At 48.0% G+C, this 15,802-nt stretch carries 9 protein-coding genes; 7 read left to right on the top strand and 2 right to left on the bottom strand.

The window, feature by feature from the left end; translation table 11 throughout:
- Positions 1-164: 164 nt before the first annotated feature.
- A complete protein-coding gene (locus tag MSMTP_RS01480) occupies positions 165-3,002 on the bottom strand; it encodes a cation-transporting P-type ATPase (protein ID WP_048177330.1) in 2,838 nt (945 codons plus the stop codon).
- A gap of 467 nt (positions 3,003-3,469) precedes the next feature.
- Here MSMTP_RS01480 and mtaA point away from each other — a divergent pair, with 467 nt between their 5' ends.
- From mtaA to MSMTP_RS01465, 3 genes are all read left to right on the top strand, one after another.
- The gene (mtaA, locus tag MSMTP_RS01475; RefSeq protein ID WP_048177329.1) at positions 3,470-4,489 is read left to right on the top strand and encodes a methylcobamide:CoM methyltransferase MtaA; all 1,020 of its coding nucleotides are present in this window, start codon (positions 3,470-3,472) and stop codon (positions 4,487-4,489) included.
- Between the two features lie 316 nt (positions 4,490-4,805).
- Positions 4,806-6,425, top strand: coding sequence for a methylamine methyltransferase corrinoid protein reductive activase (locus MSMTP_RS01470; protein WP_048177328.1), 1,620 nt, complete (start codon positions 4,806-4,808; stop codon positions 6,423-6,425).
- A gap of 78 nt (positions 6,426-6,503) precedes the next feature.
- On the top strand, positions 6,504-7,679 hold the full coding sequence (locus MSMTP_RS01465) for a GTP-binding protein (protein ID WP_048182439.1): 1,176 nt from the start codon (positions 6,504-6,506) through the stop codon (positions 7,677-7,679).
- Between the two features lie 161 nt (positions 7,680-7,840).
- On the opposite strand, the gene MSMTP_RS01460 is transcribed toward MSMTP_RS01465, so the two are convergent.
- Complete coding sequence (locus MSMTP_RS01460; RefSeq protein ID WP_048177326.1) at positions 7,841-8,614, bottom strand: winged helix-turn-helix domain-containing protein; 774 nt, start codon at positions 8,612-8,614, stop codon at positions 7,841-7,843.
- A 1,122-nt stretch (positions 8,615-9,736) separates the two neighbouring features.
- Between MSMTP_RS01460 and MSMTP_RS01455 the strand changes: the two genes are divergently transcribed.
- The 4 genes from MSMTP_RS01455 to MSMTP_RS01430 all read left to right on the top strand — a co-directional run bounded on the left by MSMTP_RS01455 (position 9,737) and on the right by MSMTP_RS01430 (position 15,764).
- Positions 9,737-11,632: a uroporphyrinogen decarboxylase family protein gene (locus MSMTP_RS01455; RefSeq protein ID WP_048177324.1), complete on the top strand. Its 1,896-nt coding sequence runs from the start codon at positions 9,737-9,739 to the stop codon at positions 11,630-11,632.
- 272 nt (positions 11,633-11,904) lie between these two features.
- Entirely contained in the window at positions 11,905-12,288 is a 384-nt protein-coding gene (locus MSMTP_RS01445) for a hypothetical protein (protein WP_156153638.1), read from the top strand.
- A gap of 309 nt (positions 12,289-12,597) precedes the next feature.
- Positions 12,598-14,205, top strand: coding sequence for a TCP-1/cpn60 chaperonin family protein (locus MSMTP_RS01435; RefSeq protein WP_048182436.1), 1,608 nt, complete (start codon positions 12,598-12,600; stop codon positions 14,203-14,205).
- Positions 14,206-14,726: 521 nt separating this feature from the next.
- Complete coding sequence (locus tag MSMTP_RS01430; RefSeq protein ID WP_048182433.1) at positions 14,727-15,764, top strand: GTP-binding protein; 1,038 nt, start codon at positions 14,727-14,729, stop codon at positions 15,762-15,764.
- Positions 15,765-15,802: the final 38 nt, after the last annotated feature.

Here is a 15,802-nt window from a genome sequence, read left to right as displayed (position 1 = left end):
AATATAAATATTTTTTGTGTATTACATAGTATAAAAAATTATTTGATTACTGGCGTTAATGGCCCTGTTAAACTCTTTTTTCTTATAAACACAATTAAAAAAAGATATATCAGTATGAAAGAAAAAAAGTGAATGAGTAGAAAATAATTTAGAACTAGAGGAACTCACCACCTGAACAAGCGAGAGACCCAGCCCACATTCTTTCTGAGAGCATACTTCCTAAGTTCGTCAACTGCAAGAAGGAAGAAGGAAAAGGGGAGAGCGAGCAGCAGGTATTTGAGGTCAATTGGAGAGGTATTGAAAATCAGGTGGGCAAGGGGGCTCCAGATAATAAAGGAAAGGATAAGAAGCTCACTCACAATACCTGCCAGGACATACCGGTTTTTGAAAAGACCTTTGGTGAAGACCGACTGTAACCGGGTCCTGGAGGTAAAGACGTTTGCAATCTGGCAGATAATCACCGCCGAAAAAAAAGCCGTAATCGACTGCATGTAGAGGGGATTACTGTTTGCAAGCTGTTCCCCGAAACTCCAGCCCCCGCCGAAAAGGACGGCGAAGTAGCAGAAAAAACCGGCAGCTGCCTCTATAGGCCCTTTTATCCCGTAGGAAGTGAAGAGCACCTGGGAGGTAAGCAGTTTTTCGTCCCTGGACCTGGGCGGCCGCCTCATAATATCTCCCTCTCCCTTTTCCACACCCAGGGCAAGGGCAGGCAGGATATCGGTCCCCAGGTCAATTGCCAGGATGAGCTGCACGTTCATAGGGAGAGGCAGGGCGAAGAGGACGAAGGCGATAAAAGGCAGGATTTCGGGGATATTGCTGGTAAGGATGTAAGCAATAAACTTTTTTATATTATCAAAGACGGTCCTGCCCTCTTCCACCGCATTCACAATGGTGGCAAAGTTGTCGTCCAGAAGCACCATGTCCGCAGCTTCCCGGGAAACATCGGTGCCACTGCCCATGGCAACCCCCATATCCGCATTCTTGATTGCAGGGGCATCGTTGACCCCGTCTCCAGTCATGGTGACGATTTCCCCCTCGGCCTGGAAGAGTTGCACGATTTTCAGTTTCTGTACGGGAGAGGTCCGGGCAAAGACTATACTCTTCTTTTTCAACCGCTCCGCAAGTTCTTCTCTGGAAAGAGCTTTCAGCTCGTCCCCCGTGATTATTTCCAGGGCTTCGGAATCCGCAAGCCCCACACCCCTGGCAATGGACTCTGCCGTTACGGGATGATCCCCTGTAATCATGACTACCTTGATCCCTGCAGCATGGCACTTTGCAATAGCTCCTTTTGCTTCGGGGCGCGGGGGGTCCACAATCCCGATGAAACCCAGGAAAACGAAACCTTCAGTGTACTCTTCCGGCTTTTCCGCTTCCCTGTAAGCAAGAGCTATCACCCGCTCTCCCCTCTCCGCCATTCTCAGGTGCCGGTCCAGCAGTTCTTCTTTCTCCCTTCTGCTAAGTTCCCGCACCCCTCCGCCCTCAATTAAGGAATCACACATCTCAACCACAATTTCCGGAGCCCCTTTGAGGTAGGATTCAAGCCCGCCTTCGGGAGTACGGCAGAGGACTTCCATCCGCTTGGTAAGAGAATCAAACGGGAATTCCTCCAGCCGGGGATAATTAACGTTGAGTTCCTTCAGGTCCGTAAAGCCGTTTGCAAAGACCAGGAGTGCTCCTTCGGTGGGGTCCCCCGTATATCCCGGAGACCTTTCCGAAAACCTCGCATTGTTACAGAGCCCGGCGACCCGCAGGAAAACAGGAGGAATCTTTGCGGGGTCCCAGCCAGAACCCGGCAAACCCTCTTCGGGAATTACCTCTCCTCCGGCAGGCATTTCTCCGGTGTTCACACCTGATTCCTGCCCTGCCGCTTCCTCTGCAAAACCTTCAGGCTCTTCAGGGTCCACATCTTCATACCCGATGATGAGGGAGTGGACAGCCATTTTGTTCTGGGTCAGGGTCCCGGTCTTATCCGTACAAATAACCGTGGTCGAACCCAGGGTTTCCACGGACTCAAGCTGTTTTATCAGGGCTTTTCTGTCGGCCATGCGGCGAGAAGCCAGGCTCAGGGCAAGGGTGACTGTTGGCAAGAGCCCTTCAGGTACATTGGCGACGATGATCCCGATGGCAAAAATAAGGCTCGCAAGGAAGAGGTCCTGGAGGAAAAAGGCAAGCAGGAAAAAGGTTACCCCGAGAAAAATCGCTATTGAAGAAATTACCTTTATGAAATGGTTGAGTTCCTTCCGGATAGGAGTGTCCACGGCAGAAGTCTGTTCGGTCAGGGTAGCCAGGTTCCCGATCTGGGTATGTGCACCCGTCCCGAATACGATAGCTTTTCCGTTTCCGCTCTGCACCAGGGTCCCGGAAAAAACCATGTTCCTGCACTCCAGCATTTCCGGATGGGTGCAATTAAGAGAACGCAACTGCGGTTCGGCTTCCCCGGTGAGAGCGGAATTGTCTACTTTCAGGGAATTGACCTCTATCAAACGCCCGTCTGCCGGGACCTTGTCCCCTTCCTCAAGAAGGAGCACGTCCCCGACAACCAGTTCCGAAGCCAGGACGTCAAGGACCATCCCGTCCCTTAAAACCCTTGCATGAGGCGGGATAAGCTGCCGGAAGCTTTCCATGGTCTTTTCGGCCTGGTACTCCTGGATAAAAGTAAAAGTCCCGTTCAGGACCACGACCCCCCCGAGAGCTAGCCCTATATATAGATTTCCCTGCCCGGGGTCCATGTACTCGGCTAAGAAAGAGAGAAGGGCTCCTATGGCCAGAAGAATGGAAAAGAAATTCCGGAACTGCCGGAAGTATTTTCGGACTATGCCTTCTTTCCCCGTATCTTCCAGAACGTTAGGACCGCAGTCTCGCAAGCGGCGGCCAGCCTCCCGTCCCATGAGCCCGTTTTCATCCGTCCCGGACCATTCCAGAAATTCAGGGAGGGAAATCCTGTGTACGTCGCCCCGGGGAGAGCACAAAGCTTCCCTGTCTTCAGCCGCTGCCGACTCCATTGTACCCCCCTATATTCAATGCCGCACAGACATATAAGCTTGACACTTCGAAAAGAAGCGGGGGCGGGAGCTTGAAATGCACGGGTAATCGAGTCAAAAATTTTCACCGCATTTATCAGAAACAGGGCAAAAAAAAATTCCCGTCAATTATGTTTTATAACTTGCTAACGAAAAATAACCTCTACTCAATGCGAAAATAGAGGGTTGAGAATTAATTTTACGCTCAGGTTCTCGGCCCTGTGCAAGCGAACATGAAAAGGAGTGGCATAAGGCTTTGTCCGGCTCCTTTTCTCCTACATATATCCTATGGTTTTTAATGATGTTTGAGGACCCAGGAGTTTAAAAGCCCTGAGTATGAAACATTTTGGATTGAAAAGGTCTATATAATATCGTAAAGTAGAAAATAAAATTGTAAATATAATTAAAATAAATGTAATAAGAAATAAATAAAAAAGGTATGACCGATTATGAGCGAATTTACACTTAAAACGAGACTGTTAGCCGCCCTGAAAGGCGAAGAAGTTGACAAGGTACCTGTTTGTTCCGTAACCCAGACCGGAATCGTAGAACTCATGGATGTCGTCGGAGCACCCTGGCCGGAGTCCCACACAGATGCCGAACTTATGGCAAAGCTGGCCCTCGCAAACCACGAGATCAGCGGACTCGAAGCTGTCAGGGTTCCCTACTGCCTGACCGTCCTTGTCGAAGGTCTGGGCTGCGAGATCAACATGGGTACCAAGAACAGACAACCCTCTGTCACAGGGCACCCCTACCCCAAGAGCTTGGACGGCGCAGCAATTCCCGAAGACCTCCTGCAGAGAGGAAGGATTCCGGCAGTGCTCGAAGCCATTAAGATTATCAGGGAAAAAGTAGGCCCCGACGTACCCATCATCGGCGGAATGGAAGGCCCAATTACCGTAGCCTCCGACCTGGCAAGTGTAAAATCCTTCATGAAATGGTCCATCAAGAAGCCTGAACTCTTCGAACAGGTTCTGGACCTCTCAACCGAAGCATCCGTCATCTACGCAAACGCAATGGTCGAAGCCGGTGCAGACATCATTTCCGTTGCAGACCCCGTCGCCTCCCCTGACCTCATGAGCCCGGACTCCTTCAAGCAGTACCTCCAGCCCAGACTGCAGAATTTCTCATCTCAAGTTGATGCAGTGACCATCCTCCACGTCTGTGGTAATGTGAACCCGATCATTGACTACATGGCAGACTGCGGCTTCGAAGGACTCAGCGTTGAAGAAAAGGTCGAAGACGTGAAGAAGGCAAAGGAAATCATCGGAGACAGGGCAAGGCTCGTCGGAAACATTTCCAGTCCTTTCACCCTCCTGCCCGGACCTGTTGACAAGATCATTACCGAAGGCAAGCAGGCCATTGCAGACGGTATCGATGTGCTCGCCCCGGGCTGTGGCATTGCGCCCATGACCCCCCTCGAGAACGTCAAGGCTCTTGTAGCAGCAAGAGACGAGTACTACGCATAAAACAGCAAAACCATTTTCTTTTATTTTTTTTGCGGACAGGTTCCGGGGCAAAATTCAGGCTTCAGGAACCATTGTCCGGATTTTTATGTTTTTTATGGATGTTGGGAAGGACAAAATATCAGAAATTAGGGAACCCTAAATAACAGCAGTTAAAGGCTGACAATCAGGCAAACAACTCAAAAAATAACTCACAAGGGGAAATTAATTCATAAATTCATTCATAATTACACTTACTCAAATTTATTAAAAAATTCATGAATGCTTGAGGCGCATTCACCAGATATTGTCTCAGATTTTTTCAGGAGGAGGTTAAAATATGAGAACTGGCGTTGCAATCGACCTTGGAACCAGTGGTTTCAGGGCACAGAAAATTGACTTGGAAAGTGAAACGATTTTAAAGACCGTAATAACTCTGCGAAACCCACTGCCGGGCGCAAACGTGATGGACCACCTGGATTTTGCAATCCACTACGGACAGGACAAAGCCCACGGTCTCTCGGCAACCGCGGTCAAGCACATCCTTGAGGAACTGGAAGTAAAGCCTGAAGAGCTGGAAAAATTCTCAATCTGTGGAAACCCGATCCAGCTATCCATCTTCCAGGAAATTCCCATCGAAGACCTGGCATATGCAGGAGAGCGCAAGAAACAGAAATACCACATTGAAGAACAAAACCGGGACGCCCGTATAATTCCTCTGTCCGAAATCAAAGGCTTCGAGGAATTCAAGAACTGCAAGCTCTACGTCCCCCCTGCAATCAAGCACGAGGTCGGAGCCGATGCTCTTGCCCTCATTGAGAAATCAGGAATGCTTGAGAGCGACGAAATCGCAATCGCAACCGACTACGGGACAAACGCCGAAATGGCCCTGAAGGCAAACGGGGTAATCTACACGGGATCGGCAGCCGCGGGTCCCGCCCTCGAGGGCCAGGAAATAGAGTTCGGGTCCATTGCATCCCCCCACACAATCTCTGACGTTGAGTTCGAAGGGGAAAATCTCCGCTGCTATGTTCTGGATAAAGAGATGAGCCCCATAAAAGGAGACCTTGTCAACCCGAAGACAGGGGATGTGGTGGAAAAAGGTGATGTAAAGGCAAAGGGTATCACGGGAACGGGAGTCATTGCCCTCATAGAAGCAGGGATGCGGAACAAAATGATAACACTCCCAAAGATCCTGACCCCGGACAGCGTCATCCACCTCCAGGATGGGATCAAGTTCACAGAAAAAGACCTGATCGAAGCCGGAAGAGCTATCGGGGCAATCAGGGCAGGGCACATAACCCTCTGTGCCGAAGCCGGCATCGAGATGGAAGACCTGAAAATCGCCCACATGTCCGGAGCTGCCGGGACATACATGGACGCCGCAAAGGCCCACCAGGTGGGAATGATCCCCTATAATGCAGGTTATGTCTCCCAGATCGGAAACACTTCCCTGGCCGTGGCCCGGGAGATCCTGATCTCGGAAGACAGGCTCTGGGAACTGCAGAAAATTGCAAAGGAGATCGTCGGGACACACGTGATGTTTGCAACTTCGGAAGCTTTCAAGGAAGGCTACATGCTGGAACTTGCCTACTGGAACGAAGGCATGATGTTCAAAATGCATAAGAAGTTCCTGAAAAAGAAAAAACTCCCCATGCTTGACGAACCTTCCTCCATTCTGAAAATTGACCGCCAGGTCGAAAGGGATATCCCGGAACTGGGAGAAGAAGGCCTGCACGTGCTCGATAAAGTCGGGACCTACCTTACCATGGTCATCGAGGGCTGTGAAGGCTGTCATGAATGCGTAAAGGTCTGCCCGAACGGTGCCCTGAGGATGGAAGAAGGTGGAGTCGTAAGGATAAGGACCGACCTTTGCGATGGAGCAAACTGCCAGCGCTGCCTCCATGCCTGCCCCGAAGACAGGTTCAAGTGGGAAAACCTGACAGTGGCAGGGAATTAAGAAAAAGCTAAGAAAAGCTTATTGGAATTGAAAGGTAAGTAACGAGCAGTAAAACGGAAGCAAATGGAGGAGAAAAAAATGCAGGTTATTGTGGTGGGAGGGTTCCTGGGAAGCGGGAAGACTACCACCATTATCAATATGGGCAAATACCTCGCAGACAAGGGGAAAAAAGTCGCCATTATCGTAAATGAGATCGGAGAGATCGGAATTGATGGGGATGTAATCGACAGGTTCGGATTCGACTCTAAGGAAATCACAAACGGATGCATCTGCTGCACCCTTAAAGTGAGCATGAAGACAACCGTGACCCTTCTTGCAAAAGAATACAAGCCCGATATACTTCTGGTAGAACCCACGGGAATCGCTTTCCCCCATGTAATTAAAGAAGATATCGAACTTATGAACCTGGGAGAAAGCGTAACAGTTGCCCCCCTTGTCACTCTGATTGACGGGAGCCGCTTCAAGCATATGATGAAGGAAGTAAAAAACTTCTCCATGCGGCAGATAATTGATGCGGAGATTCTCGGGATCAACAAAGTGGACCTTATAGAGCCTATCAGGGTTCCAATCCTTGAAGCTTCGGTCCAGCAGTTGAACCCCAAAGCAAAGGTAGTCCAGTTATCCGGAAAAGCAATGGACGAGAGGTTCGAGGGTCTTATGCAAATGCTGCTCCCCGAATTCGCCGGGGAAAAACCTGCAGAGATGGAAAAACCACCGGAAGAGGAAAAGGCCCCCACAGAAAAAGTTCCTGCAAAAGAAGTAACTAAAGCCTCTGCAGCTCCCGGAGAAATCGAAAGTTCCATCGAAGCTTCGGGCGTCGGGAGCTATGCTGTGGAATTTGCGGTAGAAAAGCAGGACATTAACAGGGAAGTATCCAGAGAAATCACCACCGAGCTGATGAAAAGGATCAAAACAAAAGTCCTTAATCTCAACCCCGAGTTCATAGGGCACATCAAGCTCTTCCTGGACAACGGCACGGAAACCGTAAAACAGAGCGTAACCATCTACTCCGAAGAACCCCAGGAAGATATAGTAAACTCAAAACCCGATGCAAAACCCTCCTTGAAAGTCCTCTCCGCGGTATCAAACGTGAAGACAGAAAAACTATTCGATGCCGTGAACAGTTCAGTACAGGAAATTTTCGAGAAAAAGGAAATCAGCATCCGCAAAATAGAGCATGCCCACGAACACGGGCATAACCATGGTGAGCATGAACATGAAGAACATCATGAACATGAACATCATGAACATTAATTAATTAGAGCGTGAAAAACGTAGACAAAACACCGGGACGCTCGCTGGGTGTTGAGAAAAAAGAGTCCGTAAACTTATGGATTCGGACACAGGCCACCAGGACCGGAAAACCCCTTTTTTAACACAGATTCCCGGTGATCCTGCTTTTTTCATTTACTTTTTCAATTGATCTTCTCGGAGTGTTCTATGTAATACTGGGCCAGTTCGTTACACCATTCGATGGCACTGGGAGTGAAACTCATGATTTTTCTGTGATCGAACTCCCCGTCCTTTCCAAAAAGTTTCAGCATCATGAAATCGTCCGTAACCATGAAAGATGAGAGTTTTACGTCCCCCGAATAGATGTAAAGGGAAACCTTGTTTTCAAGCAAAATGTTATATTGATCCACGAAATCATTTTCCAACCTGTTATAGACCTTTTTGTCAAGGATCAGATGCACCTCAGCCCCATTCTCTGCACAGGTTGCCTGGATTGAAGGACAATCAGGGCAGAAGAAAGAATAAAAGGACTTGAGAGTCTTTGATTTGTATACGCTGCCAAGCAGATCCTTTGGAAACTCGAAGAGATGATCCAGATCGGGTTCTTCCAGAGTGCACTTCCCTAACAGATCCATCTTCTTAACCAGATGCCCTGGGATTGGGGTTCTGTCATGTTTTGACCAGTAATCCTTGTTCCCATCAAAGACATCCAGAAGAGAGGTCAGAGGGAGCATCTTTTCAACTACCACTTCTCCGATATCTGAGAGTTCGTAGATGTTTCCTCTCTGCTCGATAATGTCCATATCCTTCAATTTTTTAATCTGGGGCATTACCGCACAGGCCTTAACATTGAGGGTGTCTTTTATTTCATCAATATCCTTTGGCCCGCTTGCTAACATGATCAGGATATTTTTTCTTTTTTCAGAAAAAAAAATCAAATCAATCAGGGAACTCATATATATATTAGCCTCCAACCATATACTATTTTATTTCAGGTAGCTACTTTCAGGAATTAATCCCCAATCCTGTATAGCCCACGAGATTGAAATCCCAGATTTTGCGAAGACCTGCAAAGTGCCGCATAGTAGTCCACTGTTTAAATTATAACTATTGACCTGTTTCTGCAATTCCAGCGCAAATCTGGATTGAACATTAATTTTTTATAAAATGGGAGAGAACTTCCAAACAACGTACAAGAGAGTATATTGTGAGTATAATATTTAAATCTTGATCATAAAGACCATAGCAAAGACTATTGATATAATATTTAAATCACTATGGGAAGAATAAAATCAAAAATTATAAAAACGATCGATGATATACTAAATCTCCATTTTTAACAAGCAGAGTTTGACACTCCTGAGGCCGTATTCGATTAGCTCCGAGAGTTTACGCAGGTACAGAATAAAAAAGGTCCCGCACTTAAGCTCCTGAAGAGAAACTTCAATCAATATCTTCAGTTTCCCAATACCCTCATTTTTTCAATACCCTCATTTTTTCAATGCCCTCATTTTTTCAATGTACCCTGTTTTTCGAAAAACTAACCTTTTTGAAAGAATCGTTTATTTTTGGGAAAACTATTTTTTAGCTATCCCATCGGAAATCACCCGGCTGCCAAAAAGCACTGCACACATGAACATGGAAGGAAAAGAAAAATTCCCCAGGGTGCAAGAAAGGCAGATATGACAAAAAACAGGCAGGACTAAAATTAAAAGAAAAGCATTTTTTTTAAAGAGGGGAAATATTAGCGTATTTATAAAAAGGGAGGTCGGTTAAGCTATATATTTTAGGAAATATCCTTTGATATGGAATAGTCATTCACCTGAATGGGAGTTTAGATACAAGGCTCCAGGCTTAAGAAAAGCTTCCGGATCCTGCGAAGCAGGACAAGGAAAAACGGATTTTATCAGGGGATGATTATTTTGTGGATTTAAGGAGTATATTAGTGGATTTAGGGATTTGACGGACTGTGGAACCCGTTAAAGGATCTAAATGCAGTAAAAAATCAAGGATTAAGATCCGGAAAAACAGGCAGACAACTGGCTGTTTGGATCCTTCACAAAAAAAGGAGATTTTCAATGGCAAAAGAAGACATTCTGAACGCTTTAGCGGATGCTGTAGTTGAAGGCGACGACGACATTGCAGAAGAACTTGCACAAAAAGCCCTTGATGAAGAAGTCGATGCATACGAAGCAATTGTCGACGGGCTTTCAAAGGGTATGAAGATCATCAGCGACATGTACGAAAGGGGAGAAGCCTTCGTACCAAGTCTTCTGCTCGCAGCCGATGCAATGTACGCAGGAATGGACATACTCACCCCTTACCTGAATGCAGACACCAGCGCCGCCCCCAAGAACGTTATCATCGGTACTGTCGAAGGAGACGTGCACGACATAGGTAAGAACCTTGTCAAGACCATGATGACTGCAGCAGGTTTCAACATGATTGACCTGGGCAACGACGTACCCCTCGACAAGTTTGCAGAAGCTGCAAAGGAGAATCATGTAGCCGGCATCTCCATGAGCACCCTGATGACCACCACCATGGGCGGCATGGAAACAGTTATCGAGCAACTTCAGGAAGAAGGAATCAGGGACTCTATGGTAGTAATGGTCGGCGGTGCCCCGATCACCAAGGACTTTGCGAACTCTGTTGGTGCAGACGGCACAGCCCTTGACGCAAGCGCAGCAGTCGAAAACATGACTTCCCTTGTAAGTGAACTTCCTGCCGATTCCTGGAGCGACTCCTCAATCGCAGAAAGTAAGATGAAGTACAAGGAGATCCTCGCACAGAAAGGGACAAAGGAAGAAATCGACATCGGCCGCATCACTGCCGAAAAGATCATCAAGGAACACGACACTGTCATCCCCAAGTTCAACGAGACAATTACAAAGAAGGAAAGGTTCCTTGCAGCCTATCAGGACAAGAAGGTCGACAGGCTTCCGGTCGCACCTCTCGTCTGTGGCCTCTCAAGAAAGTTTGTACCCTGCTCCTACATAGACTACACCACAAACGCAGAGAAGTTTGCAGACTGTGTAGCCGCAGGTACCAAGTACTTCCACATTGACAACTTCGTAGGCCTGACCGACCTCTGTATAGCCGCAAAGGACTTTGGCGCGGAAGTCAGGTTCCCTGAAGAGGACACCCCCGCAGCAACCGGCCACCTTGAAGACTACGAAACAATGGAAGTCCCCGAAATAAAGGAAGGAACCCGTGGTTACAACCTGGTCCAGGGCAACAAGCTCGCAACCAAGAAGCTCAGCGAACAGAACGCACTCAACACCGCCCTCTTCGAAGGCCCGATGGTAGCCCTGACCCAGATCATGGGAGCAACCCGTGTGCTTTCTGACCTCAAGACCAACCCCGACGTTGTCCTCAAAGCCCTTGACCAGACCACCGAATACTGTAAGGAACTGGCAAAGATGATGTTCGAGGAAGCCCAGCCCGACAACCTCTGTCTGGTAAACCTCTGGACAAACAATGTCATCCTTGGTGCAGACGAATACATGAAGACCGAAGGTAAGATCATGAAGGACGTATTCGCCCCGCTTTACAAGGAATACGACATGCCAATGGTCGTCCACAACTGTGCCGACGTTCCGCACTGGGAACTCATCAGCGAGTGGGGCACGGACTACTACAGCTACACCTACTATCCGGATGAGGCAAACAAGGGGTCCAAAGACCACAAGTACCTCATTGAGAACTACGGCAAGGATGTCATGTTCGGTGGGGAAGTCAGCCCGATCCTCTTCCTGGACAACAGCCCTGCAGGACTCGAGAAGATCAGGAACGACACAATTGCCCTCCAGGAGAGCGTCCTTACCACTCTCAAGGAAAACGGCATGCAGTCCAAGTATGTGATCTCTACCGGTTGCGAAGTGCCGCCAAAGGGACCGTGTGACTCCATCACTGCCCAGACCTACACTGTAGCAGAAAAAGGTCCGGAGATCTACAAGAACATCATCGGATAAGCCGAAAAATAGTTGTTTCCTGAAAAAAGCAAGTTTCGACTTGTTTTGAGAAAGGGCGGGGGATTTCCCCTCCCTTTCCCCACCCCCTAAAAATAATAAGGTTCCCGCCGTTTCCTGCAGCCTTATGTGTGTCCAAAAAAGTGCAGGTGAACTCCAAAAATGGATCGAAAAACAGATCCAAAAACAGATCGAACGGAAAAAATGTGTGCAAATCTTTGCAGAAAATGGTGGAGAACCTTCATAATCCCTTTAGGAAAGAGGTGAAACTGGAAATGAGATACCAGAGAAGACCCGAACCTGAAGAAAAAACTATCAACCCGATTCCTGTACGCATTCCTGTCACTCATTTGCAGGAACCCAGCCACTCATCTCAGAGGGCTTTCTTCCGTTATTCGGATATCGAAGCAGCCCCGGCAAGCTATGAACTCAACACAGATTCCGCATCTGTGGCATACACATTTCCCAGGGATACCGGGTTACCTTCCGAAATTAGCCTTACGATGACAGACCCTTACGCTTATCTCAGGAGTGTACAGAAACATTCCTTATCCACAGGCGTTCCGAAACCCGGAAAGAAAAGGAAGCCTGGGACTAAAAAACAGACGCAACTTATCGCTCGTTTACAGACGCTTCTCAAAAAAGGAATTACGCCCTGATGTCATAAAAGATAGAATTTCCAGATACCGGCAAAAACCTCCACCATAAAAACTCCGATTAAACGCCGGTAAACAAATTCAACAAAACCTCCATCATAAAAATTCCGATTAAACGCTGTACAAATCCAAAAAACCTCCTTCAATAAAAAAACGAACTCCTTCAGTAAAAAACGTCCAGAGAAAATAGTCAAAAATTCGGTGTTACCGAAACCGGAACATTTCCCTGCAGGCTTGCAAAGAGCCTGCGGGGAAAAATAGCAGACCTCTCAACAGATCAGGATTCAAAGCAACGCTATCTTGGGGAAAAACATGGCAAGCGAACTAAAAACACCTAACGGAACTGATCTTGAAAGCCGGGACGGAATGGCAAAACTGGCCCGGACCATAAGAGATAAGATTCTCATCAACGAGCCGGTAAAAGAAGACGGGCTTATAAACCAGGTCGAAAGAGCAGCAGTGGAAATCGACGAGGTCCTGGCATCATCCCTGGGCCCGAAGGGGATGAACAAGATAATAATAAACCCGGTAAACGACGTGTTCGTAACAAACGACGGGAAAGTGATCCTCAAGGAGATGGACGTCCTCCACCCGATTGTCACGTCCCTCAAGAAGCTTGCAGAATCAATGGACAAAGCCTGCGGGGACGGCACGAAAACCGCAGTAATCCTGGCAAGTAACCTGATCAAAAACGCAATCAAGCTGAGAAGAGCAGGAGTCCACCCCACAACCATAATCGAAGGCTACGAACTTGCCCTGAGAAAGGCTTACGAGATGCTCCAGTACGGCATTAAGCAGGCAGGAGAAGAAGATGTCAGGACCACGATTATGTGTTCTGCTACCGGAAAAGGGGTAGAAATACAGCAGGCAGAGGCGATCACGGAGATCGTACTCGGGGTGATAGAGCACCTGAACGAAACCAGGGAAGGCCGCCTCGACCTCAACAAAAACGTGAAAATCCTCAAAAAGGTAGGAGGACCGGGGATTGAAGCCCTGGAAGGCATAATCATGGATGAAAACCCGGCAAGGGTGGACATGCCAAAAGATTTCGAAAACCCTTCGGTGCTCATAATAAATTACGACCTCAAGATAAAAAGCGAATACCTCAACCCCCAGCACAACCTGAGAATGGATTCCGTTCAAACAGCCCTCATGTTTGAGGAAAGGAAAAAGGAGATGTGCAGGGCCCTTGCGGAAAAAATAATTAACTCGGGGGCAAACGTCCTCTTCTGCGAGGGAGATATCGACCCCTACATAGAAACCCTCCTTCGGGACAGCAATATACTGGCTTTCAAGAAACTGAAGATGAAGGACCTGGAAAAGCTCTCGGAAGCCGTGGGAACGACCCTGATGAGCAAGAATGACGAGATCCTGCCCCGGCACCTCGGCAAAGCCGACAGGATTAAGCGTGAAAAACGAAACAGGGAGAACTTTGTCTTCATAACGGTGAAGGGAAAGCCGATCTCCACGATCCTGATCTGGGACCCGGCAAGGTACGGGCTGGACAAGGTGGAAGAAGCCGTGGACGACGCCCTCAATAACGCAGCGTTCCTCATAAAAAACAGGGAAATCGTAAATGGGGGAGGCGCAATTGAATTTGAGCTTGCGCATATGGTCAGGCTCTTTGCGGCGACCCAGCAGGGAAAGAAACAGCTAGCTGTCCTGGCATATGCCGAAGCTCTGGAAAGAGTCACGGAAACCCTTGCGAAAAACGCGGGCATGAAAACCATTGATGCGATGGTGGAGATGAGAAACGCCTACGCAAGAGGAGTGGAGGCAAGGATAGACATCTCAGGGAAAGTAACGGATAAAGGGCCGAAAGTCTACGATTCAGCAACGGTAAAGAAACTGGCCCTGGTCTCGGCAACAGAAACGGCAAGAAACGTCCTCAGGATTGACGAGATAATCCCAAAAGCCTGAATGAAAAAATATATCACGCTGATGACAGTGCCCGAACTCCTCTCTCTATGGGCATTGTTATCAATATCCCCCAAGAAGTGAGTAAGACCTGCAACGCCTTACCCCGGGAAGTACATATTTGCCATTTTATGCCTTCCCGGGGAGAGGATAGTATATATCCACAGGAACTCAGGAAGGTTGGGCCAACCCGGCTTTGCCATTTTGCCGGGGAATTCCAGCCAGAAAACAAGAGATAAAAAAAGACCGGGACCCGAAGCCTATAAGCTCCAGGCACCACATGGGGCACCCGGAAACTGGAAGGTTCAGGAAGGATGCGCTCTCTAAACCGGTTTGCCATTTACCGGGTAGGGAAGCTCCGAGGAACCTGAAACACAATGGATCGGAAAGCCCCTCACCCTGACCCTCTAGGAGTGAAAGGGGCACCATCCCGATCAGAAGGGATAAAGGGATAGATACTGTCAATTTTTCAAATTGATTTTTTATTTCGTGCAGACGAAGCTGTACAGAGGATGGGAAAAACCATGAAGTGCATGATAATCGGCGGCTTCCTGGGAAGCGGGAAGACCACAACGATCCGGAAGATAATAGAACACCTGGGAAAACAGGGTGAGAAAACAGCGATCATCGTCAATGAGATCGGGGAAATCGGGATTGACGGAGACACGGTCTCGGGGCCCGGAGTTGAGACCCGGGAGATCACAAACGGCTGCATCTGCTGTACCCTCAGGATCAGCATGGAACATACGATAAAAAGCCTGATGTCCGAATATCGTCCGGATACTATTATAATAGAACCTACCGGAATAGCCTTCCCCAGACAGATAAAAGGGAATATAGAAAAAATGAATATCCCGGGACTTTCCTTTGCCCCCATAGTAAACATTGTGGACGCCAGCCGCATCAGTACCAACCCGGAACACCTCCAGAACTTCATTCTGAACCAGATCAAGGAATCGGAGGTAATGGCCATAAACAAAGTAGACCTCGTCAAAAGGGAAAGGCTTCTGGAGATCTGCACTTTTTTGCGCAAGCTAAACCCGAAATCCAGAATCTTCCATTTCTCTGCCCGGGAAGGAGGAGATGCCTTCGATACCCTGCTTGGCATTATGGGAGAAAAAAGCCTGGAAAAAGCGGCACCCGAAGGAAAGAATTCCATAGACGTGTCAGGAGTTTCGGCTTACTCATCAGCATTTGAGATAAGTTCTCCGGAAATTTCCCCGGAAATTGCAGTTTCAGTTACCGGGCAGATCCTGGAAGACATAAGGGACCGGGCAAAAGAACTGAACCCGGAGTTTATCGGGCACATAAAATTATCCTTTACCCACCAGGAAACCCTGGTAAAGGGAAGCGTGACCTCAGCCCATGAAAGTCCGGAGATAGAAGTCCTTAAAAAAACCGCAAGCTCCCGGTCGAAAATCAAAGTACTCTCCGCAATTACGTATATGTCAAAAGAAGAACTTGTCAAAGCTGTGGATGCGGCTGTCTACGAGCAGCTCGAAAACCAGCAGCTATCTTTCAAAAAAACAATGCATGAAGTAAACTACTGCGAGTGCCATTAAAAATAAGAAATTCAAATACCCCCGGAAATTCAGGGAGG

The organism is Methanosarcina sp. MTP4, from assembly GCF_000970045.1.
Taxonomy (GTDB): Archaea; Halobacteriota; Methanosarcinia; order Methanosarcinales; family Methanosarcinaceae; genus MTP4.
The sequence above is the reverse complement of the archived record's forward strand: the minus strand, read 5'-3'. Positions and strand labels throughout refer to the sequence as shown.